Annotated in this window: 19 protein-coding genes and 1 tRNA gene; 11 read left to right on the forward strand and 9 right to left on the reverse strand. The window is 68.3% G+C overall.

All coding sequences use genetic code 11. The annotated features are described in order from the left end of the window. Window positions 1-29: 29 nt before the first annotated feature. On the reverse strand, window positions 30-695 hold the full coding sequence (locus tag ASC55_RS16420; protein WP_157559477.1) for a hypothetical protein: 666 nt from the start codon (window positions 693-695) through the stop codon (window positions 30-32). A 240-nt stretch (window positions 696-935) separates the two neighbouring features. Here ASC55_RS16420 and ASC55_RS16425 point away from each other — a divergent pair, with 240 nt between their 5' ends. From ASC55_RS16425 to ASC55_RS16435, 3 genes are all read left to right on the forward strand, one after another. Beyond that, window positions 936-1,847 carry a MetQ/NlpA family ABC transporter substrate-binding protein gene (locus ASC55_RS16425; RefSeq protein WP_055877587.1) on the forward strand — a complete coding sequence of 304 codons (912 nt, stop codon included), beginning with the start codon at window positions 936-938 and terminating at the stop codon, window positions 1,845-1,847. 99 nt (window positions 1,848-1,946) lie between these two features. Beyond that, a complete protein-coding gene (locus ASC55_RS16430) occupies window positions 1,947-2,990 on the forward strand; it encodes a methionine ABC transporter ATP-binding protein (protein ID WP_055877590.1) in 1,044 nt (347 codons plus the stop codon). Beyond that, window positions 2,990-3,649 (forward strand): methionine ABC transporter permease, encoded by a 660-nt coding sequence (locus tag ASC55_RS16435; RefSeq protein ID WP_021198776.1) that lies wholly within the window; start codon window positions 2,990-2,992, stop codon window positions 3,647-3,649. Before ASC55_RS16430 ends, ASC55_RS16435 begins: the two co-directional genes overlap by 1 nt. Here the strand turns inward: ASC55_RS16435 and ASC55_RS16440 are convergent. The 3 genes from ASC55_RS16440 to ASC55_RS16450 are packed head-to-tail and all read right to left on the reverse strand — an operon-like array spanning window position 3,636 to window position 5,608. Then, the gene (locus ASC55_RS16440) at window positions 3,636-4,589 is read right to left on the reverse strand and encodes a pseudouridine synthase (protein ID WP_200935192.1); all 954 of its coding nucleotides are present in this window, start codon (window positions 4,587-4,589) and stop codon (window positions 3,636-3,638) included. The two genes, ASC55_RS16435 and ASC55_RS16440, sit on opposite strands and share 14 nt — an antisense overlap. Window positions 4,590-4,608: 19 nt before the next feature. Beyond that, window positions 4,609-5,103, reverse strand: a complete 495-nt coding sequence (locus tag ASC55_RS16445; protein WP_055870746.1) for a MarR family winged helix-turn-helix transcriptional regulator — start codon at window positions 5,101-5,103, stop codon at window positions 4,609-4,611. Between the two features lie 7 nt (window positions 5,104-5,110). After that, entirely contained in the window at window positions 5,111-5,608 is a 498-nt protein-coding gene (locus ASC55_RS16450) for a GNAT family N-acetyltransferase (protein ID WP_055870748.1), read from the reverse strand. A 111-nt stretch (window positions 5,609-5,719) separates the two neighbouring features. On the opposite strand from ASC55_RS16450, the gene ASC55_RS16455 reads away from it, so the two are divergent. The 7 genes from ASC55_RS16455 to ASC55_RS16485 all read left to right on the forward strand — a co-directional run bounded on the left by ASC55_RS16455 (window position 5,720) and on the right by ASC55_RS16485 (window position 12,400). Continuing rightward, window positions 5,720-5,791: transfer RNA gene (locus ASC55_RS16455), tRNA-Gln, on the forward strand. A 1-nt stretch (window position 5,792) separates the two neighbouring features. Next, entirely contained in the window at window positions 5,793-7,223 is a 1,431-nt protein-coding gene (gene glmU / locus ASC55_RS16460; RefSeq protein WP_055870751.1) for a bifunctional UDP-N-acetylglucosamine diphosphorylase/glucosamine-1-phosphate N-acetyltransferase GlmU, read from the forward strand. A gap of 6 nt (window positions 7,224-7,229) precedes the next feature. Next, entirely contained in the window at window positions 7,230-8,264 is a 1,035-nt protein-coding gene (locus ASC55_RS16465) for a ribose-phosphate diphosphokinase (RefSeq protein WP_017828424.1), read from the forward strand. Between the two features lie 93 nt (window positions 8,265-8,357). Then, window positions 8,358-8,831, forward strand: coding sequence for an FMN-binding protein (locus ASC55_RS16470; protein WP_055877598.1), 474 nt, complete (start codon window positions 8,358-8,360; stop codon window positions 8,829-8,831). A gap of 14 nt (window positions 8,832-8,845) precedes the next feature. Continuing rightward, on the forward strand, window positions 8,846-9,727 hold the full coding sequence (locus tag ASC55_RS16475) for an FAD:protein FMN transferase (RefSeq protein ID WP_055877600.1): 882 nt from the start codon (window positions 8,846-8,848) through the stop codon (window positions 9,725-9,727). A 14-nt stretch (window positions 9,728-9,741) separates the two neighbouring features. Continuing rightward, a complete protein-coding gene (locus tag ASC55_RS16480) occupies window positions 9,742-11,316 on the forward strand; it encodes an FAD-dependent oxidoreductase (protein ID WP_055877603.1) in 1,575 nt (524 codons plus the stop codon). A 250-nt stretch (window positions 11,317-11,566) separates the two neighbouring features. Further along, window positions 11,567-12,400, forward strand: coding sequence for a DUF559 domain-containing protein (locus tag ASC55_RS16485; protein WP_055877606.1), 834 nt, complete (start codon window positions 11,567-11,569; stop codon window positions 12,398-12,400). 242 nt (window positions 12,401-12,642) lie between these two features. Here the strand turns inward: ASC55_RS16485 and ASC55_RS16490 are convergent, their stop codons facing one another. The 3 genes from ASC55_RS16490 to ASC55_RS16500 all read right to left on the reverse strand — a co-directional run bounded on the left by ASC55_RS16490 (window position 12,643) and on the right by ASC55_RS16500 (window position 15,939). Beyond that, entirely contained in the window at window positions 12,643-14,142 is a 1,500-nt protein-coding gene (locus ASC55_RS16490; RefSeq protein ID WP_055877610.1) for a sensor histidine kinase, read from the reverse strand. A 26-nt stretch (window positions 14,143-14,168) separates the two neighbouring features. Continuing rightward, window positions 14,169-14,897, reverse strand: a complete 729-nt coding sequence (locus ASC55_RS16495; protein ID WP_017828429.1) for a response regulator transcription factor — start codon at window positions 14,895-14,897, stop codon at window positions 14,169-14,171. Between the two features lie 76 nt (window positions 14,898-14,973). Beyond that, on the reverse strand, window positions 14,974-15,939 hold the full coding sequence (locus tag ASC55_RS16500) for an acetylxylan esterase (RefSeq protein WP_200935193.1): 966 nt from the start codon (window positions 15,937-15,939) through the stop codon (window positions 14,974-14,976). A 167-nt stretch (window positions 15,940-16,106) separates the two neighbouring features. Here ASC55_RS16500 and ASC55_RS16505 point away from each other — a divergent pair, with 167 nt between their 5' ends. Further along, on the forward strand, window positions 16,107-20,075 hold the full coding sequence (locus ASC55_RS16505) for a golvesin C-terminal-like domain-containing protein (RefSeq protein ID WP_055877616.1): 3,969 nt from the start codon (window positions 16,107-16,109) through the stop codon (window positions 20,073-20,075). A 90-nt stretch (window positions 20,076-20,165) separates the two neighbouring features. Here ASC55_RS16505 and ASC55_RS16510 read toward each other — a convergent pair whose 3' ends face one another. Together ASC55_RS16510 and ASC55_RS16515 are read right to left on the reverse strand one after the other, a co-directional pair. Next, a complete protein-coding gene (locus ASC55_RS16510; protein ID WP_055877618.1) occupies window positions 20,166-21,326 on the reverse strand; it encodes a mandelate racemase/muconate lactonizing enzyme family protein in 1,161 nt (386 codons plus the stop codon). A gap of 95 nt (window positions 21,327-21,421) precedes the next feature. Further along, window positions 21,422-22,225, reverse strand: a complete 804-nt coding sequence (locus tag ASC55_RS16515; RefSeq protein ID WP_055870787.1) for an IclR family transcriptional regulator — start codon at window positions 22,223-22,225, stop codon at window positions 21,422-21,424. Window positions 22,226-22,445: the final 220 nt, after the last annotated feature.

Below are 22,445 nucleotides of genomic sequence, written 5' to 3' on the forward strand. Positions count from 1 at the left end.
ACGGCTCGGACCCTTCCCTCACTGCGGGATCAGATGCCGGATAGGTCGACCCAGTGCGTCAGCTTCAGCCACGCACTGCCCGTCCCCGAGAGCTGGTACTTCACCTCGGCCAGCACCCGAGGGGAGGTGAGAGAGTTCTGCGGTGGCTTGATTTGGAAGCCCCATCCGGTGTTGTAGCTATAGCTGTTCGCCGTTGGCGCCTTCTTGATGATCGACGGCACTCCGCCGCCGCTGTAGATCTCCACCTTCCGGTCTTTGAGTCCGAACCCAGGGTCGGGCGTCCAGCTCCCCGTGACCTTCTCTGTCCGAATCTGATCGCCCTTCAAGGTGTACTGGATCGTGATCGACGACTTGACCGAACCGTTGTCATGATTCCCGCCGACTGACGAGAGCGGGGCGATGGCGCCCGGCTTCGTCGAAGCAGCTGATGATTCGGTCGAAGGGATCCGCGCTTCGATCGTGGCCGACGTGCTGTTCGTATCCACGGGTATCTGCTCCGACTGCTGATACACGATCGCTCCGGTCCTCACATCGGTGACGACGATTGTCGAGTTCGCGTATAGATGCTCCTCTGTCGCCGCGTGAGCGGTGGCAGGCAGTGAGAAGGACAGAAGTACCGCGGTGGCCGTGGCGAGTGCGACTTTCTTGCGTGTTTTCATGACGTCTCCGGTCGTTGGATCGGTGCCGGACGGCACCGACACTCTTTCGAGTGCGTCGAGCAGAACACACGGTGCGGTTGCCGTCGCCGACTGTTTCTCACCGTCGCCGCCTGTGTCGTTCGATGACGGTCGGCCAGGGCGCAGGCGCGCGCGGTCGATTCGAGTCGGATGGAAGACGGTCGACCCGCCGCTGTGACGCCGTGTGACATTCGATTCCGCCTGCGTCGCGCGGCCTGCCTAACGTATTCGAGTCCCCCAAGAGAGGAACTCCTTCACATGTCACGCCGCACCACTTCCATCCTGGCCGCGTTCGCCGCGGTCCCGCTCTTCGTCGCGCTCACCGGGTGTGCCACGGGGGCGTCCGATGCCGGATCCGGCAGTGAGGGATCGTCCGAGAACGAGGTCGTCAAGATCGGCGTCGTCGGCGAGAGCGATCCGCAGTGGCCCGCGTTCGTGGATGCGGCTGCGGCGGAAGGCATCACCGTCGAGCTCGTCGATTTCGGTTCGTACGAGCTTCCGAACCCCGCACTGAGCGAGGGCGAGGTGGACCTCAACCAGTTCCAGCACATCGTGTATCTGGCGCAGTACAACGAGGCGTCGGGCGATGACCTTGCTGCGATCGGTTCGACGCAGATCTACCCGCTGGGCCTCTACTCGACCAAGTACGACTCCGTGAAGGACATCCCGGAAGGAGAGACCGTCGCTGTGCCCGATGACGCCTCGAACCAGGCCAGGGCGCTGCTGGTGCTGCAGGCCGCCGGGCTCGTCGATCTGAAGGACGGCGGTACCGCGTTCTCGGATCTCGCTGACGTCGATGAGAGCAAGTCCAAGGTCAAGGTCACAGCGCTGGAAGCGGCCCTCACCCCTGAAGCCCTGCCCGATGTCGCAGCGGCCGTCATCAACAACGACTTCGTGGAGGACGCAGGGCTTTCGTTCGATGACGCGCTGTTCACCGACGACCCCAAGGACCCGAGCGCGCTCCAGTATGTGAACATCTTCGCGTCGCGCGCTGAAGACGTCGACAACGAGACCTACCTCAAGCTGGTGGAGATCTTCCAGACCGACAAGGGCGTGCAGGAAGGCCTGGCGAAGTCGTCGGGCGGCACCGGTGTGACGCTTCAGACTCCAGCCGACGAGCTTGCATCGCTGCTCAAGGATGTCCAGAAGGACGTTGCCGCCAACGGCTGATCAACGTGACCTGAGAGAATCGGGCGACGCATGCGCGTCGCCCGATTCCGCATCTTCAGGTCGACCACGCCTTTCTCCCCCTCAAGACCGGAGCACCCCATGCCGATCGTCTCCCTCGAGAATGTGTCGAAGAAATACCCATCCCCGGCGGCGGCCGACGAGCAGATCACGGCGGTCGACGACGTCACGCTGCAGATCGACCAGGGCGACGTCTACGGCATCATCGGCTATTCGGGGGCCGGCAAGTCGACCCTCGTGCGTCTCATCAACGCGTTGGAGCCTGCCTCCGAGGGGCGTATCACCGTCGACGACGTGGAGATCACCGCTCTCACGGAGCGGGAGCTGCGCCGCGTGCGCAGCGGAATCGGAATGATCTTCCAGCAGTTCAATCTCTTCTCATCGAAGAGCGTGCGGGCGAACGTCGCGTACCCGCTCAAGCTCGCCGGATGGTCGAAGACCGACATCGAGGCGCGAGTCACCGAGCTGCTCTCCTTCGTGGGTTTGAGTGACAAGGCGCGGTCGTACCCCGAGCAGCTCTCCGGCGGTCAGAAGCAGCGCGTCGGCATCGCCCGCGCCCTCGCCACGAGGCCGGCGATCCTCCTCGCAGACGAAGCGACCAGCGCGCTCGACCCGGAGACCACTCACGAGGTGCTGTCGCTGCTCAAGAAGGTCAACGAGGAACAGGGCGTGACGATCGTCGTCATCACGCATGAGATGGACGTCATCCAGACGATCGCGACGAAGGTCGCCGTCATGGACCGCGGTCGCGTCATCGAGCAAGGCGACGTGTTCGAGGTCTTCTCCAACCCGCAACACGCGGCGTCGCAACGCTTCGTCGGCACGGTCGTGAAGGGGGTACCGTCTCCGTCCGAACGTGCTGTGCTCCGCGAGCGCCACGATGGACGCCTCGTGACGTTCTCGTTCCGCGACGGCGGTCCGTCCCAGGCGCAGGTCTTTCTGCAGCTCGCCGATGCGGGACTGGAGTTCGAGCTCGTGTTCGGGGGAATCAACGACATCCGCGGGCGGGCCTTCGGGCACCTCACTCTCGCGATCCGCGGCGAGGACGGAGTCATCGAGCGGACGCTCGCGAGCATCGCCCAACATGTCGACGTGTCCGACATCGACAGCGAGGAGGTGCGCTGATGGATCGTCTCATCGAGCTGGGGCCGGAGTTCTGGACGGCTGCTGTCGAGACTCTCTACATGGTCTCTCTCACGCTGGTGCTGGGCGGCCTGCTGGGCGGCCTGATCGGCGTCGGTCTGTATCTCACTCGGCCGGGAGGGATGCTGCAGAACCGCGCTGTCTCCGCGGTGCTGAATCTCTTCATCAACTTCTTCCGCCCCATCCCGTTCGTGATCCTGATCACGGTGCTGATCCCGTTCTCACGCTTCATCGTGGGCAGCGGCATCGGCACGAACGCCGCGATCGTCGCGCTGGTCGTGGCATCGATGTTCGCGATCGGTCGTATCGTCGAGCAGCACCTCGTCGGGGTGTCGCCCGGAGTGATCGAAGCTGCCCGTGCCATGGGAGCTGGCCCTTGGCGCACGCTCTTCACCGTCGTGATCCCTGAGGCGCTGGGCCCGCTCATCCTCGGATACACCTTCGTCATCGTCGCGCTCATCGACATGACCGCAATGGCCGGTTACATCGGCGCCGGCGGACTCGGCAATTTCGCGTTGACGTACGGCCGTCGTCAGTTCGAGCCCGTGGTGATGTGGGCTGCCGTGCTGCTCATCGTCGTCTTCGTGCACGTGGCCCAGACCCTCGGAACGCGCCTGGCGCGCAAGGTCATGCGCCGCTGACGGGATCTTCGCTGACGGGATCCTCGCCGGCGGGCGCGTGCTGCAGCGTGCGCCGCGTGGTGAACACCCGCTCCTCGCCGCTCAGCGGATCGATGAACCGCAGCTCCCGCGCGAGCAGTTGCAGGGGGCGGTCGAAATCGTCGGGCAGGTCCTCGAGCAGCTCGGGGTAGAACCTGTCGTTGAGGATGCCGATGCCGAGGGCGGCGAGGTGCACGCGCAGCTGGTGCATCTTCCCGCTGTGCGGTCTGAGCAGGGTGTGCACCACGCGATCGTCGCTGCTGATCAGCGCGATCAGCGTCTCGGCGTTCGGCTCCCTGGTGTCGTCGACCTCCACCCGCACCTGGGCCCGCGGCTTCTCGATGTGGTTGCGATACACGAGGGGGAACGAGGGCAACTCGCCGCCCTCGGGGAGTGCGGAGACCGCCTCGTAGACCTTCTGCACCTGCCGGTTCTCGAACATCAACTGGTAGGCACCGCGGGTCGCCGGCCGTGTCGAGAACATCAGCAGCCCGGCGGTCGCACGGTCCAGGCGGTGGATCGGCGCCAGGTCGGGATTGTCGAGGAGATTGCGCAAGCGCACCAGCGCCGAGTTCTGCAGGAACTTGCCGCCGGGAGTCGTCGGCAGGAAATGCGGCTTGTCGACGACCACGAGATGCTCGTCCTGGTGCAGGACCTCGATCTCGAAGGGGATCCGCGTCTCGACAGCGGGTTCGCGGTAGTACCAGACGAATTCGACGCTGCCCAGCGGGGCGTCGCGAGGGACGGGGGAGCCGTCGGCACGCACGATCTCGCCGCGGTCGAACCGCGCGAGCAGACGCTCGGGATCCATGTGGAAGAAGCGCTCGACCATGTAGGCCGCGGCGGTGGGCCACGGCCCGGTCAGCGGCACGTGCAGACGTGTGGCTCCCACGCCGTCGCGCACAGGGAGGGGAGAGGGCATGCCCATCAGATGCGGCCGGTCACGAGTCGAAGCTCAGACTCAGCTTGCGCAGCAGTCCCGCGAGGCGATCCCGATCCGAGCGGGAGAGGGCCTGCAGCAGATCCGCTTCCACGTCGACCAGACGCGTGATGGCGGCATCCACACGGATGCGGCCGTCGTCGGTGAGCGTCACCAGCACACTGCGGCCGTCACCGGGGTCTGCCTCGCGACGCACGAAGCGCCGTCCGACGAGACGGTCGATCCGGTTGGTCATGGTGCCGCTGGACACCAGTGTCTGCTGCAGCAGCTGCTTGGGGGAGAGCTGGAACGGCGCGCCGGCCCTGCGCAGCGCCGACAGCACATCCCACTCCCAGTGCTCCAGATCGCTGCGACGGAACACATCACGGCGGGCGCGGTCGAGGTGTCGCGACAGACGATCCATCCGGGACAGGACCTCGAGGGGCGAGAAGTCGAGGTCGGGGCGCTGGGTGTTCCACGCGCCCACGATCCGGTCGACCTCATCCGCCTCGCTCATCCGCCCATTATCCCGTGTGCGAGTCGGCGATCACGGACGCCGCGGGCAGATCGAGTGTCATGAAGGTGCTGTACGGGTCGGCGGCGTAGCCCCCGAACGGTCCGCATTCACGGAAGCCGACTGCGTGGTACAGGGCCCGTGCCGGGGCGAAGAAGTCGGCACTCCCGGTCTCCAGGGAGATCCGACGGATGCCGCGGGCCTCGGCATCCGTCAGGAGGAAGCCGAGCATCGCGCGTCCGAGGCCGCGCCCGCGTAGAGCGGGGTCGGTGCGCATCGACTTGATCTCCTCGTGTGCGTCCTCGACCGCCGCCAGCGCTCCGGTGGACACGGGGCGGCCGTCGAGGTGACCGGCGAACAGCCGCACACCAGGGGCGAGCAGACGCTCGAACACCAGGGCGTGACGACTCTCCGCCGGTGCCGTGTGCTCCATCTCCGCGTGATGGGCGACCAGGAACTCGGCGAGGGCGGGGCTCGCGGTCTCCACCCGTTCGATCACGATGCTCATCTCGTCAGCATCCCAGAGCCGTGTTTCGGCGGGATGACGAGCGGTGGTGTCAGCGGATCCGGGGTCGGAGCATGGCAGACTTGTCCCCGCGGCGTCCTCGGGGCGGCGCGGTCCGCCGTGGTGTAATGGCAGCACGACAGCCTTTGGAGCTGTTAGGTCTAGGTTCGAGTCCTGGCGGCGGAGCATGACTGGGAACAATCTCGCCATCATCGTCCTCGCCGCAGGCCAGGGCACCCGCATGAAGTCGCGCCTGCCGAAGGTGCTGCACCCGATCAGCGGTCGTCCGCTGGTGGGTCACGTCCTCACCACGGCGGGGCGGCTGCAGGCCGCGCACGTAGAGGTGGTCGTGCGACACGAGCGCGACCAGGTGGTCGCAGCTCTCCAGGCCGACTACCCGGATGCGGTGTTCGTCGACCAGGACGACATCCCCGGAACCGGACGTGCAGTGCAGGTGGCTGTGGATGCTCTCCCCGCCGACTTCGACGGCGACGTGCTCGTGCTCTCGGGCGACTGCCCGCTGGCCGATGCCGACACCCTCTCCGCCTTCCTCGCGGAGCACCGCGCCTCGGGCGCTCCGGCCACGCTGATGACGGCGCTGGTCGACGATCCGACCGGCTACGGACGCGTCGTGCGCGATGCCGACGGAGGCGTCGATCGCATCGTGGAGCAGAAGGACGCCAACGCCGAAGAGGCCGCCGTCCGCGAGATCAACGCCGGGATGTACGTGTTCCGTGCCGCGACGCTTCGGGACTACCTGCCCAGGGTCGGCGTCGACAACGCTCAGGGCGAGATGTACCTGACCGACGTCCCCGGCCTGCTGCGCCGCGACGGCGACCGGGTGGCGGCATCGGTCGTCTCCGACATCTCGGTCACCTTCGGTGTCAACGACCGTGCTCAGCTGGCCGAGGTCGGTCGTCTGCTCAACCAGCGCATCGTGCGCCGCTGGCAGCTCGAGGGCGTCACCGTGATCGACCCGACCACCACCTGGATCGATGATGACGCGACGCTCGCGCCCGACGTCACGATCCTCCCGAACACGCAGATCCTGCGGGCCACGACGATCGCCTCCGGCGCCGTCATCGGTCCGGACACGACTCTGGTCGACTGCGAGGTCGGCGAGGATGCGATCGTCCGCCGCACCGACGCCACTCTCGCGGTGATCGGCGCCGAGGCCACGGTGGGCCCGTTCTCGTTCCTCCGCCCCGGCACGGTGCTGGGCGCCAAGGGCAAGATCGGCGCCTACGTCGAGACCAAGAACGCCGAGATCGGCGAAGGCAGTAAGGTGCCCCACCTCTCGTACGTGGGCGACGCCACGATCGGGCGCGGCGTGAACCTCGGCGCGAGCACGATCACCGCCAACTACGACGACGTGAACAAGCACCGCACCGAGATCGGCGACGAGGTGCACACCGGGTCGCACACGGTGCTCGTCGCGCCCGTTAGGCTGGGAGCCGGTGCGAAGACCGGTGCAGGCGCCGTCGTCCGCAAGGACGTCCCCGCCGGCGCTCTGGCCATGAGCGTCGCGCCCCAGCGCAACATCGAGGGCTGGGTCGAGAAGAACAGAGCAGGGACGGGCGCGGCGGATGCTGCGTCCCGCGAGAATTCGGCGGAATAGGCGGACATGGCGCGCAAGAAGAAGACGGTCGATCTGGATCGCGACAACGGCGTGGCCCCCGGGATCATCGCCAAGACCAAGAAGCGGCTCGTCGTCGCCGGCGGTCGCTCGCACCCCGAGCTCACCGCAGCCGTCGCCGAGGCTCTCGGCACCGAGATCGCACCGGTGGAGCACCGCACGTTCGCATCGGGTGAGATCTACGCCCGCTTCGAGGTGTCGATCCGCGGCGTGGATCTCTTCCTCATCCAGACGTTCGGCGAACCGGTCAACGAGTGGCTCATGGAGACGCTCATCATGATCGACGCCGCCAAGCGCGCCTCGGCCAAGCGCATCACCGTCGTCGCGCCGTACTATCCGTATTCGCGTCAGGACAAGAAGGGCCGCGGCCGTGAGCCGATCAGTGCCCGACTCGTCGCCGATCTGCTGAAGACCGCAGGCGCCGACCGTGTCATGAGCGTCGACCTGCACGCGGCGCAGATCCAGGGGTTCTTCGACGGTCCCGTCGACCACCTGTTCGCCAAGCCCGTGCTCCTGGACTACTTCGAGCGCACCCTGTCGCCGGCCGACCGGGAGATCCTCACCGTCGTGTCGCCGGACATGGGCCGCGTGCGTGTCGCCGACACGTGGTCGGACAGCCTCGGCGCTCCGCTCGCGATCATCCACAAGCGCCGCGACCCGAAGGTCGCCAACCAGGTCTCCGTGCATGAGATCGTGGGTGCCGTCGACGGCCGCACCTGCCTGCTCGTCGACGACATGATCGACACCGGCGGAACGATCGTCAAGGCGGCCCAGGCGCTCAAGGCGAACGGCGCCCACCGCGTCATCGTGGCCGCCACGCACGCGATCTTCAGCGACCCGGCATCGGAGCGGCTGCAGGACTCGTCCATCGACGAGGTCGTCATCACCGACACGATCCCGCTCACCGAATCGCGTCGCTGGGACAACCTGACCATCCTCCCGATCGCCCCGCTGCTCGCACGCGCGATCCACGAGGTGTTCGAGGACGGCTCCGTGACGAGCATGTTCGGCGGCGACGCGTAACGCATCGTCACGGCACAGCCCGCGCATAGCCGCCGTGCCTACGGTCGAATGGTCGACGAGCGCGTCGGCCGACACCGAGCCGGGAGGACCACAATGATCCGCACGACCGTACCGACCTCTGTCCGCAAGGGAACCGCACTCCTCGGGGTCGCGGGACTCTTCGTCCTCGCCGGATGCTCCGGAACCGCTGACGCCGTGACCCCGAACAGCACCGGCAGCACGCCCGATGCCGGTTCTTCCTCCTCGTCGTCCGGCGGCGATTCCACGGGGACCTACGCCGACGGCACGTACACGGCCGAGGGCTCGTACCAGACGCCGGAGACGGTCGAGGAGATCTCCGTCACCCTCACGCTCGCCGACGGCGTCGTGACCGACGTCGAGGTCACGGGAGACCCGCAGGCCCCCGAGAGCAAGCAATACCAGGGGCAGTTCATCGCCGGGATCGCCGACGAGGTCGATGGCAAGGCACTCGACGACCTGAACGTCAGCCGCGTGGCCGGCTCGTCGCTCACCAGTGGCGGTTTCAACAAGGCCGTCGAGTCGATCAAGGAGCAGGCCGCCTCCTAGGCGCCTGAATTCCCATGGCGAGTTGGCGCTTCGAGGCCATCGGAACGCACTGGGAGATCGAGACGACGGATGCCCTTCCGGAATCCGTGACGGTAGCGGTCTCCGCGGAGATCCAGCGCTTCGACCGCGAGTGGTCCCGGTTCCGCACGGACTCGGACGTCTCGCGCCTCGGTCGGGAGGGCGGCGCTCTGGCTTCCTCCGATGCCGGGCCCATGCTCGACGCGTATCGCGAGCTCTCCGCCGCGACCGGAGGAGCCGTCAACCCGCTCGTCGCCGACAGCCTCGACGCGCTCGGATATGACGCGGACTACTCTCTGACCGCGGGAGATCCGGTGCGCGCTCCCGATACCTGGGAGCAGCGTCTGTCCTGGACCGACACCGGGGTCACCGCATCCACCCCGGCCCTGCTCGATGTCGGCGCGCTCGGCAAAGGACGCCTCGTCGACCTCGTGACGGCGGTCCTGGCGGGCGTGCCCGGAGATCTCGTGGTCGACGCCGGCGGCGACATCCGAGTCCGCGGGTCCGGTGTGCGCATCGGCCTGGAGCATCCGTTCGACCCGACGAAGGCGATCGGGGTCGTCGAGGTGCAGGATCAGGCGCTGTGCGCCTCGGCGATCAACCGACGAGCATGGGGGAGCGGGCTGCATCACGTGCTCGACGCCCGTACCGGACTCCCGGTGCGCACCTGGGCCGCGACCTGGGCGTGGGCACCGGAGGCGATGACGGCCGATGCGGTGGCGACGGCCCTCTTCTTCGACGGCGGCGACGAGATCGCGGCCGCCTGGGGCGTCGAGTGGGCGCGGATGAGTACCGACGGACGCGTGCAACGTTCGCCCGGGTGCCCGGCCCAACTGTTCCTCGCCGTGGGGGAGTCGTCCCCGGCAGCCCAGAACTAGGAAAGAGTGGAAACGTGATCACCTCATTCGCCGCCGCACGTCAGCGGGTCCTCGCGGTGCTGGGCTCGCTGTCGATGTACCGCCTCGTGCTGTTCGCGCTCGTCGCTCTCGCGGTCATCGCGTTCGTGCTCTCGCTGTTCGGCGTGATCGTCTCGCCCACCCCGATCGAGCTCGTGGCGTCGTTCCTCGTGCTCGCGGTCGCCATCTCCGCCGTCGACGCCGCGGCGCAGCGCCTGCTCCGACTGCCCTGGCGCATCGAGTCGTCGTTGGTGACGGCGCTCATCCTGCTGTTCGTGCTCCGACCGGGCGTCGAGGCCGGCGCGCTGCTCGGTCTCGCGCTCGCCGGTGCGGTCGCGAGCGTCTCGAAGTACCTGATCGCCTGGCGTGGGCGTCACATCTTCAACCCTGCCGCGTTCGGCGCCGCCGTGGTCTCGATCCTCGGAGCGTTCGGCGCCTTCGAGTGGCTGGGCACGTCGTCGTCGTGGTGGGTCGGCGCGCCGGTGCTCACCATTCCCGTGGCCGTGCTGGGCCTCGCGGTGCTGTGGCGCACCGAGAAGATCCGAGTGATCCTGGTGTTCCTCGCCGTCGCCGTGGCCACATCGGTCGTGCGGCAGGCCGTGCAAGCCGTGGAGTTCGACATCGCCTTCGACGTCGCGACGGCTCTGCAGTTCGCACTGTTGCAGTCGCCGTTCCTGTTCCTCGGAGCGTTCATGCTGTCGGAGCCGCTCACCCTTCCGCCGCGCCGCCGGCAGCAGCTCGTGGTGGCTGCCGTCGTCGGGCTGCTCGCGGGGTGGCCGATCTCGGTGGCCGGTCTCTTCACACTCGGTCAGGAGCGCGCACTGCTGATCGGCAACCTGGTGGCGTTCGCCTTCGCCTTGCGCGGTTCGGTGCGGCTGGTGCTCGAACGGCGCGAGTTCGTGACCCCGACCGCCCAGGAGCTGACGTTCCGCGCCAAGGGCCGGGTGCGTTTCCTGCCGGGACAGTACCTCGAGCTCGACGTCCCGCATCACCGACCCGATGCCCGAGGGACTCGTCGGGAGTTCAGCATCGTGTCGGCGCCGGCCGATCTGCCGACGCTGCGCATCGCCTACAAGAACGGCGACCAGAAGCATCCCTCGAGCTACAAGCGTGCTCTCGCCGCGGCCGAGCCCGGTGCGACCTTCGCGGTGACCGGAACCTGGGGCGACTTCATCCTGCCCCGCGGGGAGCAGCCGGTGCTCATGGTCGCCGCCGGCATCGGGGTGACGCCCTTCGTGTCGCAATTGCGGCAGCTGCAGGCGACCGGGCAGCAGCGCGACGTGGTGCTCGTGTACGTCGCCTCCGACGCCTCCGAGCTCGCTTTCCGCGAGGAGCTGGCAGCGACCGGCGTGCGCACCGTCGTGTTCACCCGTGACGAGCCCGCCGACCTCCCGGCGCACTGGTCGTGGGCGCAGGGCGCGCGTCTGGATGCGGAGACCCTCGAGCGCGCCGTCGCCGACCTGGCCTCGCGCCACGCCTTCATCTCCGGCCCCCCGCGGCTCATCGCCGACCTCGCCCCCGCCCTGCAGAAAGCACGCAGCCTCACGACCGACGCCTTCGCCGGATACTGATCCGGGTCGCGGGCGCGACCCCTCACCCCCGTGTGCACGGTGCCCCCGTGCTCTCGCGTCCTTCCTCGTCCACCTGTCGGGAGCTCGGGCGAATGTCGGGTGATCCGACGGCGATTCGTCCGACATCCGCCCGGACTCCCGACGGGTGGACGGCACCTCTGTTCCTGCACAGTCGATGCGTGAATCGAATCTGCCCGTATATCCGGATGCTCGGCCCCCGCCACGAGCACGGGAGGTGCAGGATCGACGGATGCTCAGTGCCGCTTTCGTGACCGCCCGACACGGCGGAGTCGTCCGGGGCACCCTGCTCCAGAAGTATGGGATCACTCGTCGGATGCGCGCGGACGAGGTGCGTGTCGGCGCGCTTCAGCGCGTGAGACCTGGGGTGTTCGCCGTGCCGGAGGCGAATGTGCACCTCGTGGAAGCCGCACGACACGGCGGTGCGCTCACCTGTGCACATGCGCTGCGACTGCACGGCGTATGGTGTCTCTACGACGAAGGTCCCGTTCACGTGTGGCTCGGCGGGCGAGGTCGTGCTCACCACGACGAGTGCGAATGCGTGGGGCACTACGACGCGGGTCGCGCGGGCGTCGGACTCGCACCGCTCGAAGAGGTGCTCGTCCATGTTTACCGTTGCGGTGGTGACGAGGCGTTCTTCGCCGCGCTCGAGTCGTCGCTCACGCAGCGGCTGATCTCCGAGGCCGCACGCCGACGAATCCGGAGTCGACTGCCGGCTCGGGCGCACTGGCTCGTCGATCTGGCCAGATCGGATGCCGACAACGGGCTCGAGTCGCTGCTGCGGCTGCGGCTGCATGTGCACGGGATCAGGCTGGATTGCCAGGTGACGATCCCGACCGTGGGGAGGGTCGACTTCGTGGTCGACGACAGGCTCATCCTCGAGGCCGACGGCAAGGGCAACCACGCGGGCTCTGCGCACCGCCACCGGGATCTGGTGAGGGATGCCGCGGCGTCGGCGCTGGGGTACGAGACGCTGCGATTCGACTATGCACAGATCGTGCATGCCTGGCCCACTGTCGAGGCTGCCGTGATCGCCGCCGTCGTGCGTTTGCGCGAGCGCGGCTGACGTGGGCGCTGGTCCCGGCCCGTCCCTCCCCTCGACCTCGACGCGTGCGCTTGTCGGGAGATCGTCCGGATGTCGGGAGGAAACAGCCCCCACACGCCGGTCCACGAGCAATCTCCCGACAGGTGTGCAGGGAGTGCGGGTGTGCCGGGGAGTGGGGAGCGCGGGGTGTGCGGGTGTGCGGGTGTGGGGGTGTGGGGAGCGAGGAAGGAGGGCGCGAGGCCCCGCGCGACTGTGCGGGGTTCTCACGCCTCCGCAGGGGCGTCGCCGGTCGTCGCCGGGTTCATGGGGATGCGGACGGTGAAGGTCGTGTCGCCGGGCTCGCTGGTCACGGTGATGAGGCCGTGGTGGCCCTCGACGATGGCCTTCGCGATCGCGAGTCCGAGGCCCGTGCCGCCGGTCTGCCGGGCCCGCGAGCTGTCACCGCGGGCGAAGCGGGCGAAGAGCTCGTCGCGGATGGCGGGGTCGATCCCTGGACCGTCGTCGTGCACGCGCAGCACCGCCTCCTCGCCTTCCTGAGCGACGCTCAGCGTGACGGTGGTGCCGGCGGGAGTGTGGGTGCGGGCGTTCGCGAGCAGGTTCGCGACGACCTGATGCATGCGTCCGGCGTCTCCCACGATCGTGACGGGCTCGTCCGGCACCTCAATGACCCAGTGGTGATCCGCGGCCGTCGGGCGGGCGTCCGAGAGTCCTTCGAGGGCGAGCTGGGCGAGATCGACCGTGCTGTAGACGAGTTCGCGGCCCTCGTCGAGGCGGGCCAGCAGCAGCAGATCCTCGACGAGGCGGGTCATGCGCAGCGACTGGGCCTGGATGCGCTCCAGAGACGACGTCGTGCTCTCGATGACCTCCGGCGCCTCCGCCTGTGAATCCGTCCGCCGCAGCGCCCGCAACGACAGCTCGGAGTAGCCGCGGATGGAGGCGAGCGGGGTGCGCAGCTCGTGGCTGGCGTCGGCGACGAAGCGCCGCATCCGCTCCTCGTTCTTCTGCCGTGAGGCGAGCGAGGTGTTCACGTGGTCGAGGAGCTTGTTCAGCGAGGCTCCGACGAGACCGGTCTCGGTGCGGGGATCGGCTTCGTACGCGGGAACGCGCTCGGTGATGGTCACCTCACCGCGGTCGAGCTGCTGATTCGCGACCCTGGTCGCGGTCAGTGCGACGGCGCGGAGGGGACGCAGACCCACCCGGATGGTGATAGCGGTGGTCAGCGCCAGGAGGATCAGACCACCGATCGTCGCGAGCGCGATCACGGTCAGCAGCTGCGTGAGCTGGTTCTGGATCTCGTCACGGGGGAGCCCGGTGACCACGATCAGCCCGTTGCTCGTCGGCAGCGCCATGACGCGGTAGGAGCCGAGGTCGGTGAGGGTGACGGTCGCGACCCGGGTATCCTTCAGCGACACCGCGATCTCGGCGAGCTGGGCGCCGGTCAGCGGATCGAGCGTTCCGGCGAATTCGTCGCCGTCCTCACTCTTCGCGACCACTCCGGAGAACCCTGTGACGGGACTGGAGACGACGAAGAGAACTCCGACCGGAGGTGCGGGGCTGCTCGCGAGCACGTTCTGCGCGGTCGCCGACGATGGAGCGACAGCCTGGGAGATGCGAACCAGCTGGTGGGCGTATTCGCTCAGCTTCTGGTCGAGCTGGTCTTCCATCGTCTTTCCCAGCGTCGCGCTGGTGATCACGGCGACGATGATGAGGATCAGCGACACGAACCCGATCACGGCGGTCATCAGCCGTGTCTGCAGGCTCATCGGCCTTCTCATCATCGTCGCTGAGCTCACTGCGGGGCCTTGATCATGTAGCCGACGCCGCGCACGGTGTGCAGCAGCGGCGTGCGCCCGGCATCGATCTTCTTGCGCAGGTACGAGATGTACAGCTCGACGACCGACGACTTGCCGCCGAAGTCGTAGCTCCACACCCGGTCGAGGATCTGCGCCTTCGACAGCACCCGGCGCTCGTTGCGCATCAGGTAGCGCAGCAGCTCGAACTCGGTCGCGGTGAGCTCGATCTCGGTGCCGTCTCGCACGACCTCGTGGCTGTCCTCGTTGAGGGTGAGGTCGGCGACGCGCAGGATCGACTGTCCGTCGTCGGCGGTGGCGTGGCCGGTGCGGCGGATGATCGCCCGCAGCCGTGCGATCACCTCCTCCAGGCTGAACGGCTTCGTGACGTAGTCGTCGCCTCCGGCGGTGAGACCGGCGACGCGATCGCCCACGGCGTCCTTCGCGGTGAGGAACAGCACGGGGACGAGGTTGCCGGACTCCCGCAGACGCTTGAGCACGGACATCCCGTCGAGGTCGGGCATCATGATGTCGAGCACGAGCGCATCGGGTTCGAACTCGCGCGCCACCTGGAGCGCCTCCATGCCGGAAGAAGCGGTCCGCACCTCCCAGCCCTCCATGCGCAGTGCCATCGCGAGCAGGTCGGTCAGCATCTGCTCGTCGTCGACGGCGAGGATGCGCAGGGGGGAGCCGTCGGGGCGGCGCAGTTCGGGCAGGTCGCTGGTCATGTGCCTATTCTGCGGAATCTCCTATGCGATTTCTATGGAGAACGCTATGCGTTGTCTGGGAGATCCGCAGGAGCGCTCAGATCAAGCGCTCGTCGGGGAGCGCGAGGAAGTCCAAGCCGTCCTGCAGGGCGAGGCGGTCGGACAGCTCGCCGATAGGTCCGTCGAGATGACCGCAGGCTCGCACGCCGAGGCGCTTCGGGCCCGGCAGCGCGTGATACACCGCGAACTGCCCGCGCGGATCGACGGCGGGGTCGAGCACTGCCGCGCTCACGTGCACGGGAATGCGCAGACGACGTGCCGCGATCGCCGCGTCGAAGTAGTCGAGGACGGGGCGGACCTCTGGATGGTCGCGCAGGTGCCGGCGAACGGCCTCTCCGCTGCCGGTGCAGCGCCGCGAGAGGCGCACGTCGTGGTTGCCGAAGCTCGGGACGTCGAGGACCGCGCGTCGGAACCGGGCGTCCCAGGGAAGGGCCAGGGCGCCGATGCCACCGCCGAAGCTGCCGCCGCTGAAGTCGAGCGATCCCGCGACGGCGGGCGCGATCTCGAGGAGGATCGTCGCTGCGCGCCAGATGTCGGCTGCGCTGAAGCGATGCGAGTAGGTGTCGCGATGGGCGATGCCGGCCAGGACGTGCTCTTCTGGCGGTGCGGGGAAGCGGCTGGCGGTGCCGACATGCGTCCCGGGGGCGACGGGGAAGATCGCCGCGGTATGGGCGGGCACCCTCTCGACGTCGGGTCCCGTGCGACCGCCGTAGCCGTGCCCGACGACGAGGCCGCGCCGCGCGTCGGCGACGGCATGGGGCCGCATCACGAAGGCGGTGGCGTGTTCATCGGCCGAGGAGCGGAAGCGGATCTCCATCACGCGATGCGTCGCGGTCTCGGGGTGCTCGCGAGTGAGCTCCCACGCCACCACTCCCGCACCGAACTCCTGGAAGGTGCCCCGCCAGAAGGCGTCGAAGTCCTCGGGCTCGGCCGGTGATTCGGGGGGAGCGAGGAGCGCACTCAGCGAGTACTCCGTCATCTCCTCGCGAGGGGTCTGGGTCACCGCGGGCGTCCTTTCGGGGTGGTCTGCCTCGACGACGCTACCGGTGTCGAGCGGAAGCGGCGGCGGGCGGATCGGTGAGGCGCGTTCCATTGACATGATCGCATATGGATTGCAGTATGTGGATCATGGATTCAATAGCTGGCGATGGAGCCGAAGACAATCCCCTGATGTGGAGCCGACGCTCCGTGCTGCGAATGCTCGTGATCGCCGGTGTGCTTCCTCCGGTGCTCGGCTCGTCCTCCGGCTCGGCACCCGCTGCGGCCACCGAGCTCACCACGCCGGGCGGGGTCTATGCCGATGCGCTCCGCCGCCTGGAGAAGCCGAATCTGGCGTTCTCGCAGGTCGCCCAGCTGGTCGGCCAGAACCACCGGATGACCTTCCTCCAGGCGACGTGGGACGGCGGGGCGACCATCGTGCGCGACCTGGAGATCAAGCACAACGGCGGCTGGTTGTCGATCACCGACCCCGCCCATCGGTTCGACGAGCAGTGGCTCGTGCTGGAGGGGGCACTGCCGACGGGGAGCGCCCCGGAGCTGTACGGGCCGCTCACCCCGAGCTGGCTCGGTTTCACCTCCTACCAGGTGCTCGGGCCGCAGGCCATCGAGCTGACCACGAGCACCGACGATGTCGATCTGGTCGTGCGGTGGAGGCTGGAGGGCGCTCACCCCGAGGCCCACCACGTGCTCACGGCCAAGACCGCCGGCGACTACATCGTCGGCTACCAGAGCCAGGACACGAGATCGCTCGACGACCTCGACGAGGTGCTGTGCGGTTCGTACCAGCATGCGCTCTCGGTGCTCGACGGCTCCGCGCCCCTGGGCGCCTGGGAGCTCTTCGCGCCGATGGCGCTGACGCAGTACTCCGTCGGCGGCGTCGCCGTCACCTCGGGGGTGTACCTGCCGTCGGAGGTCGCCGAGTTCGTGCATGAACGTCAGCTCATGGCGGACCGGCAGCCGTACGGCATGAGCCTGCGCAACGACAGCCTCGACATCGTGCCGTCCATGTACTCGCCGCAGCCGGGCCTGCGCACGGCCATGACGGTCGGACAGCAGCGGGGATTCGCGTTCGGCATCGCCGCTCGTGCGGACACGCTGTACGGCACCTACGCGCAGCTGTGCCGGAACGAATACGGTCTGAGCGCCTATCGGCACAACGTCTACGACCGATCGCTCACGGATGCCGTGCACGCGATGACAGCGCTGATCGCGGTGGAGCCCAGTGGCGACGACTCGGTCGACTACGTCCCGTCGTACTCGGGCTGGTGGAACCGCGCGAAGGGCTTCGTCGACGTCGAGAACGAGGATGCCGTCCGCGCCGCGGCGAGCGGGGTCGTGCTCGCCGCGCACTATCTGACCGGAACCGCCGACAGCACGCTGTACGACCGTCGCGCGCGGCCGCTCGTGGAGTATCAGCTCTCCCGCAAGGGCATCGGGCACACGCCGATGATCGGCAGCCCGGTCTACAACGACAAGACCCAGTACCGGATCGGGCGGATCCCCACCGATGCCGTGAACCTCGCGTCGCTGTACCAGCTCACGCACGGCCGGAATGCGGGCATCCAGCGGCTCGCGGTGCAGGCGACCAAGGCCGGCGTGGTCGGTCAGAGCAGGGCGCCGTTCTCGAACGCGCTGGCGACGTACCGGGTCACGGGGGATCCGGCCTATCTCGCGGAGGCCACGCTGATCGCGCGGCGCTACTCGCAGGAGCAGATCCTCACGCCCTATCGGAGCAACGGACAGCCGCCGGGCGGCTTCGCGTACAGCTTCTCGAAGTACTGGGTCGACCTCCTGGAGATGTTCGAGGCGACGGGGGAGACGGAGTTCCTGGACGGGGCGTACCGCGAGGTGCAGCGCTTCATCACGCAGACCGCGGTCCGCCCGGTGCCCGACACCACCGTCACCGTGCCGGTCGGCTCCGTGATCACGCAGCAGTACGACTGGGAGTCGCGCTCCTCGCTCCCGTCGTACCCGACGACGAGCGTGCAGAGCGAGACCGTGCCCGCCTGGTACGTCTCGACCTCGGGGCTGACGTTCGAGGCGCTGTCGTCGTTCAAGCTCGGCGTCAGCACATTGACGAACCCGGGCGGAGGCTACGTGTTCAACCCCTGCTGGGCCGGAGCCCTGCTGCGCCTGGCTCATCACACCGGTGACGAGCTGATCGCCGACATCGCGCACAACATGGTGATCGGGCGCTTCACCACGTATCCCGGCTACTACGGGCGGCAGTTCCAGGTCGCGCACATGAAGCCCGACTTCGCGACCAGCGGGCCGGTCGGGATCACCGGGTACTACTTCCACCACGCGCCCGCCCAGCTCGGTCTCGCGATGGACTACCTGATCAGCGAGAGCTTCTACCGCAGCGCCGGCGCGATCGAGTTCCCGCACGTGTTCGAGGCGGACTTCGCCTATTTCAAGTTCTTCGCCTACGGTCACGCGCCGGGGACGTTCTTCGGCGAGGGCGGCGTGTGGCCGTACCTCCCCGAGGGGCTGATAGCGGTCGACAACCCTCTGGTCAACTGGATCGGCGGCGTCGGCAACGAGGCCCTGTACGTGAGCCTCACGAACTCCGCCGGCACTCCGCAGCAGGTGGTCGTCGACCTCTCCACCGATCTCACCGGCTTGCCCCGCAGCTCGTCGACCGCGGTCGAGGTGGTGGCCGCGAACGGCGCCCGTTCGACCACGGCGGCCCAGAACGGTCGCGTCACCGTCACGGTGCCCGCCCGCGGGTTGGTGGCCCTGGTGGTGCGGAACGTGACCGTGCAGCGGCCGGGGCTGCCGTTCGACGACATCGTCGATCACGGGCGCGACAGCTTCCACGAGATCGACTCCGACCCCGCGACCGAGTATGGGGTCGCGCGCGGGATGCTCCTGGTGCGTCCCGACGGGGAGGGGTACGACGCCTACGTGCAGATCGACACCGAGCAGCAGGCCACGCTGTCATACCGCATCGGCACGCAGGCGGTGCAGCAGGCGCCGCAGAAGGCATACCCGTTCGAATGGACGATCCCCGTCGACGACCTCACCAAGACGTTCCGATACACGATCACCTCCGGGGGCACGACCACGCCCGAGGTCACGCTGCGACTGCCCGCACGGATCAGCGGAGCGAACCCCGGCCTCACGGGCGACGTCATCGCGCAGGCGACGGGAACCGCGGGCGACCGTGTGCCGCTGATCATCGAGGTGCGAAATGCCACCGACGATCCGATCACGGGCACCGTGGCGGTGACCCTGCCGTCGGGCTGGCAGATCGACGGTGCGGTCCCGTCGATCTCCGTGCCCGCGCAGGGGTCGGCGCGGGTGGAGTCGGCGGCCGTGATCGCCGCCGCTGCGCCGCTGGGCGAGGTCGAGGTGAAGGCGAAGCTGACGATCCAGGGGGAGGACCCGGTCACGCTCCGCGCCGCGGCGATCGAAGTCATCGACCGGCGCCGGCTGGTGTCGCTCACCTCGGACGTCGAGATCGTCAGCGGCCCCGGCGCGGTCGCCACACTGACGGCTCTGGTGATCAACACCGGAGTCACCCCGCTGCAGGCCACCCTCGCGCTCTACGGCCTCACGGGCTGGAGCGTCGGGCAGCAGAGCGCGACGATCACGGTGCCGCCGAGGTCCGATCTGACCCACACCTGGACGGTGACGGCAGGGGCCGGCGTCGCACCGGGGTCATCGACCCGATTCGAGGCGCGGCTGGATCAGACGCTGCGTCGAGGGGTGCTCGTGCGGGTCGCCGACGAGGGCGTGATCGCCCACACCCAGTCGCCGTGGCCGGGCTATCTGGAATCGGGAAACTGGTACCCCAGCGGGCTCTCGGGCTGGAACGGCACCCGCACGCGGTACAGCGATTCCGACTCGGTCGGCAGCACCGTGACGTGGAACGTCGATCTGCCGCAGGCGGGGCTCTACCGCGTCTCGGTCTGGTACCCGACGAACCCCACGACCACGACCTCGGCGGCCTACGTCGTCGAGCATCAGAACGGCAGCTCCGAGGTGATCGTGGATCAGACGCAGGGGGCGGCGGCCTGGCGCTCGCTGGGCTCGTTCCGCTACGGCGCGGGGGCGACCGGGACCGTGCGGCTCGAGGTGCGCAACACCAGCATCCACCGGGTCAGTGCGGCGCAGTTCGTCCGCATCGGAGACTGACCGGCGCGCGCCCAGACGACGAACGGGTGGGTGGGACCGGAAGGAATCCGGTTCCACCCACCCGTTCGTCTTCGGCAGGAGGGGAACTCGTCAGTGCCGCACGTACTCCTTGATCGCGTCCTCGTCGACGGTCACGCCCAGTCCCGGCCCCGTCGGGACGATGAACCCACCGTCGGCGCGCACCTCGAGCGGCGTCGTGAGCAGGCGGTTGGCGACCGGGAGTGTGAACGGCTGGTATTCGAACGCGAGGAGCGAGGCGGCGCTCGCCGCGACGTGCACGCCGGCAGCCATCGCGATGCCGAAGGCGGCCGAATGGTGAGGTGCGACCTGCACGTGGAATGCGTCGGCGACCGCGGCGATCGCGAGGCCCTCGGTGATGCCCGTGCGACCGATGTCGGGCTGCGTGATTCCGACGGCGCGGCGGGTGAGCCAGTCGGTGAATTCGAAGCGGCTGCGCATCGCCTCGCCGACCGCGATCGGGGTGGCGAGCGCGGTCGCAAGGTCACGGTGGCCCTCCACGTCTTCGGGAGCCAGCGGCGCCTCGAAGAACCAGGCCTTCCGGTCGTCGAGCTCCCGACCGAGTGCCCGCGCCTCTCCGAGCCGGTACGTCCAGTGCGCGTCGAGCGCGACGTCGAGGTCGGGGTGGACGCCGCGGACAGCGTCGTAGGTGGCGAGGTCGGTGCGGATGTCGACGCCGAGGTGCAGCTTGATGCGGCGTACACCGCCCTCGACGAGCTCGGCCGCCTTCTCCGCGCGCTCGACGTCATCGACGCCGCGGATCCCCGAGACGTAGGTCGGCAGCACCTCGTGGAAGCGGCCGCCGGCGAGCTCGGACACCGAGAGGCCGGTGGCGTGACCCCAGAGGTCCCACAGTGCGATGTCGACGGCGGCCATGGCGTCGGCCTGGTGACCGGTGAGGTGACCGCGCTCGCGCATCGACTCTGTCATTCGGTGCCAGAGCGTGCGCACCGAGCGCGGGTCCTCGCCGATGATGAGCGGGGTGAGCAGGTTGTCGACGATCGCGCCCGCCACGACGGGGGCGACCGGCGCCAGTGCCTCGCCCCAGCCCACCAGACCTTCGTCGGTCTCGATCTTCACGAGCAGGGTCTCGTAGCCGGGGGAGTACAGGCTCCGCCAAGGCGGACGGATCACATAGCCGCGGTGGTCGACCGCGGTGTCGCCGGCGTAGGAGTTGTTCGCCTCCTCTTTCGACAGGTAGAGGGGGAAGGTCTGGACGCGCGTGATTCTCACAGGGGTCTCCAAAGACATCGAGGGGCGAGCGGCCGGCGGCTGGTGCCGCGGTCAGGGATCAGGATCGGATCAGGGGGCCGCCTCGCGGCCGGGCGTCAGAGCGCCGCGAACGCCGACGCGGTGCGGGACGGGCTGTAGCCGAGAGCCACGGAGATCTCGTCGGCGGCCTCGATCAGCTGCAGCGCGAGTTCCTGGTGCGGGGCGTGCAGGTCGAGCACCGAGAGGGGGCCGCTGGCCGAGATGCCGGCCACGATCTCGCCGGCACGGTTGCGGATCGGGGCGGCGATGCAGGCACGTCCGAAGGCGAGCTCTTCGATCTCGGTCGAGTAGCCGCGACTGCGCGTCTCGTCGAGCGCGAGCTGCATGCTGTCACGGTCGACGATGGTGTGCGGGGTGAATCGCTGCGGCGCCTGCGCGAAGTACTCGTCCACCTGCGCGTCCGTCATGCCCGAGAGCAGCGCCTTGCCGATGCCGGTGGCGTGCAGCGGGCCCGTACGACCCGCCATGTCGAACGACTTGGGCGCGAGTGCTCCCTCGAAGTTGCACAGGTACATGAAGGTGAAGCCGCTGAGCTCGGCCACGTTCACACCGATCTCGATCCTGCGAGCGAGGTTCTGTGCGATCTGCCGCGATGCGCGGAAGATGGGCGAGCCGTTGAGGGCGATCGTGCCCAGGGACACGGCCGCGGGGCCCAGGCGGTAGAGCCCGGTGCGTGAGTCCTGCACCACGAACTTCATGCGATCGAGCGCCGACATCATGCGCGAGACGGTGGACTGGCCGAGGCCGGTGAGAGTGCACAGCTCGGAGACCCTCAGCTCACCGGATTCCTCGGTGAAGCATGCGAGCAACGACATCGCCCGTTCGACGGTCTGGGTGCCGCCCACCGATTCCGATGCCATGGTCACTCCTCCTCAGTGCTGCCGCCGCGGATGCGACGCCGCGGTCGATCGCCGCTGCCAGTCATCCTATTCAGAGAAATGGCTTCAAGCAACACAAATGTGGGTGTCTTATGCATCTTGTGGATTTCGCATCCGCATTGTGGTTAACTGGCCGCACGTCGACGTTGACGACTGTGACGACGACGCGCAGGGCCCTACGGGGTCGTCTCTACTGGAAAGT

Source organism: Microbacterium sp. Root322, assembly GCF_001425645.1.
GTDB lineage: Bacteria > Actinomycetota > Actinomycetes > Actinomycetales > Microbacteriaceae > Microbacterium > Microbacterium maritypicum.

Coding starts and splice junctions, on each gene's coding strand:
- ASC55_RS16425 (WP_055877587.1), top strand. CDS start 936: ATGTCACGCCGCACCACTTCCATCCTGGCCGCGTTCGCCGCGGTCCCG.
- ASC55_RS16430 (WP_055877590.1), top strand. CDS start 1,947: ATGCCGATCGTCTCCCTCGAGAATGTGTCGAAGAAATACCCATCCCCG.
- ASC55_RS16435 (WP_021198776.1), top strand. CDS start 2,990: ATGGATCGTCTCATCGAGCTGGGGCCGGAGTTCTGGACGGCTGCTGTC.
- ASC55_RS16440 (WP_200935192.1), bottom strand. CDS start 4,589: ATGCCCTCTCCCCTCCCTGTGCGCGACGGCGTGGGAGCCACACGTCTG.
- ASC55_RS16445 (WP_055870746.1), bottom strand. CDS start 5,103: ATGAGCGAGGCGGATGAGGTCGACCGGATCGTGGGCGCGTGGAACACC.
- ASC55_RS16450 (WP_055870748.1), bottom strand. CDS start 5,608: ATGAGCATCGTGATCGAACGGGTGGAGACCGCGAGCCCCGCCCTCGCC.
- glmU (WP_055870751.1), top strand. CDS start 5,793: ATGACTGGGAACAATCTCGCCATCATCGTCCTCGCCGCAGGCCAGGGC.
- ASC55_RS16465 (WP_017828424.1), top strand. CDS start 7,230: ATGGCGCGCAAGAAGAAGACGGTCGATCTGGATCGCGACAACGGCGTG.
- ASC55_RS16470 (WP_055877598.1), top strand. CDS start 8,358: ATGATCCGCACGACCGTACCGACCTCTGTCCGCAAGGGAACCGCACTC.
- ASC55_RS16475 (WP_055877600.1), top strand. CDS start 8,846: ATGGCGAGTTGGCGCTTCGAGGCCATCGGAACGCACTGGGAGATCGAG.
- ASC55_RS16485 (WP_055877606.1), top strand. CDS start 11,567: ATGCTCAGTGCCGCTTTCGTGACCGCCCGACACGGCGGAGTCGTCCGG.
- ASC55_RS16490 (WP_055877610.1), bottom strand. CDS start 14,142: ATGAGCCTGCAGACACGGCTGATGACCGCCGTGATCGGGTTCGTGTCG.
- ASC55_RS16495 (WP_017828429.1), bottom strand. CDS start 14,897: ATGACCAGCGACCTGCCCGAACTGCGCCGCCCCGACGGCTCCCCCCTG.
- ASC55_RS16505 (WP_055877616.1), top strand. CDS start 16,107: ATGTGGAGCCGACGCTCCGTGCTGCGAATGCTCGTGATCGCCGGTGTG.
- ASC55_RS16515 (WP_055870787.1), bottom strand. CDS start 22,225: ATGGCATCGGAATCGGTGGGCGGCACCCAGACCGTCGAACGGGCGATG.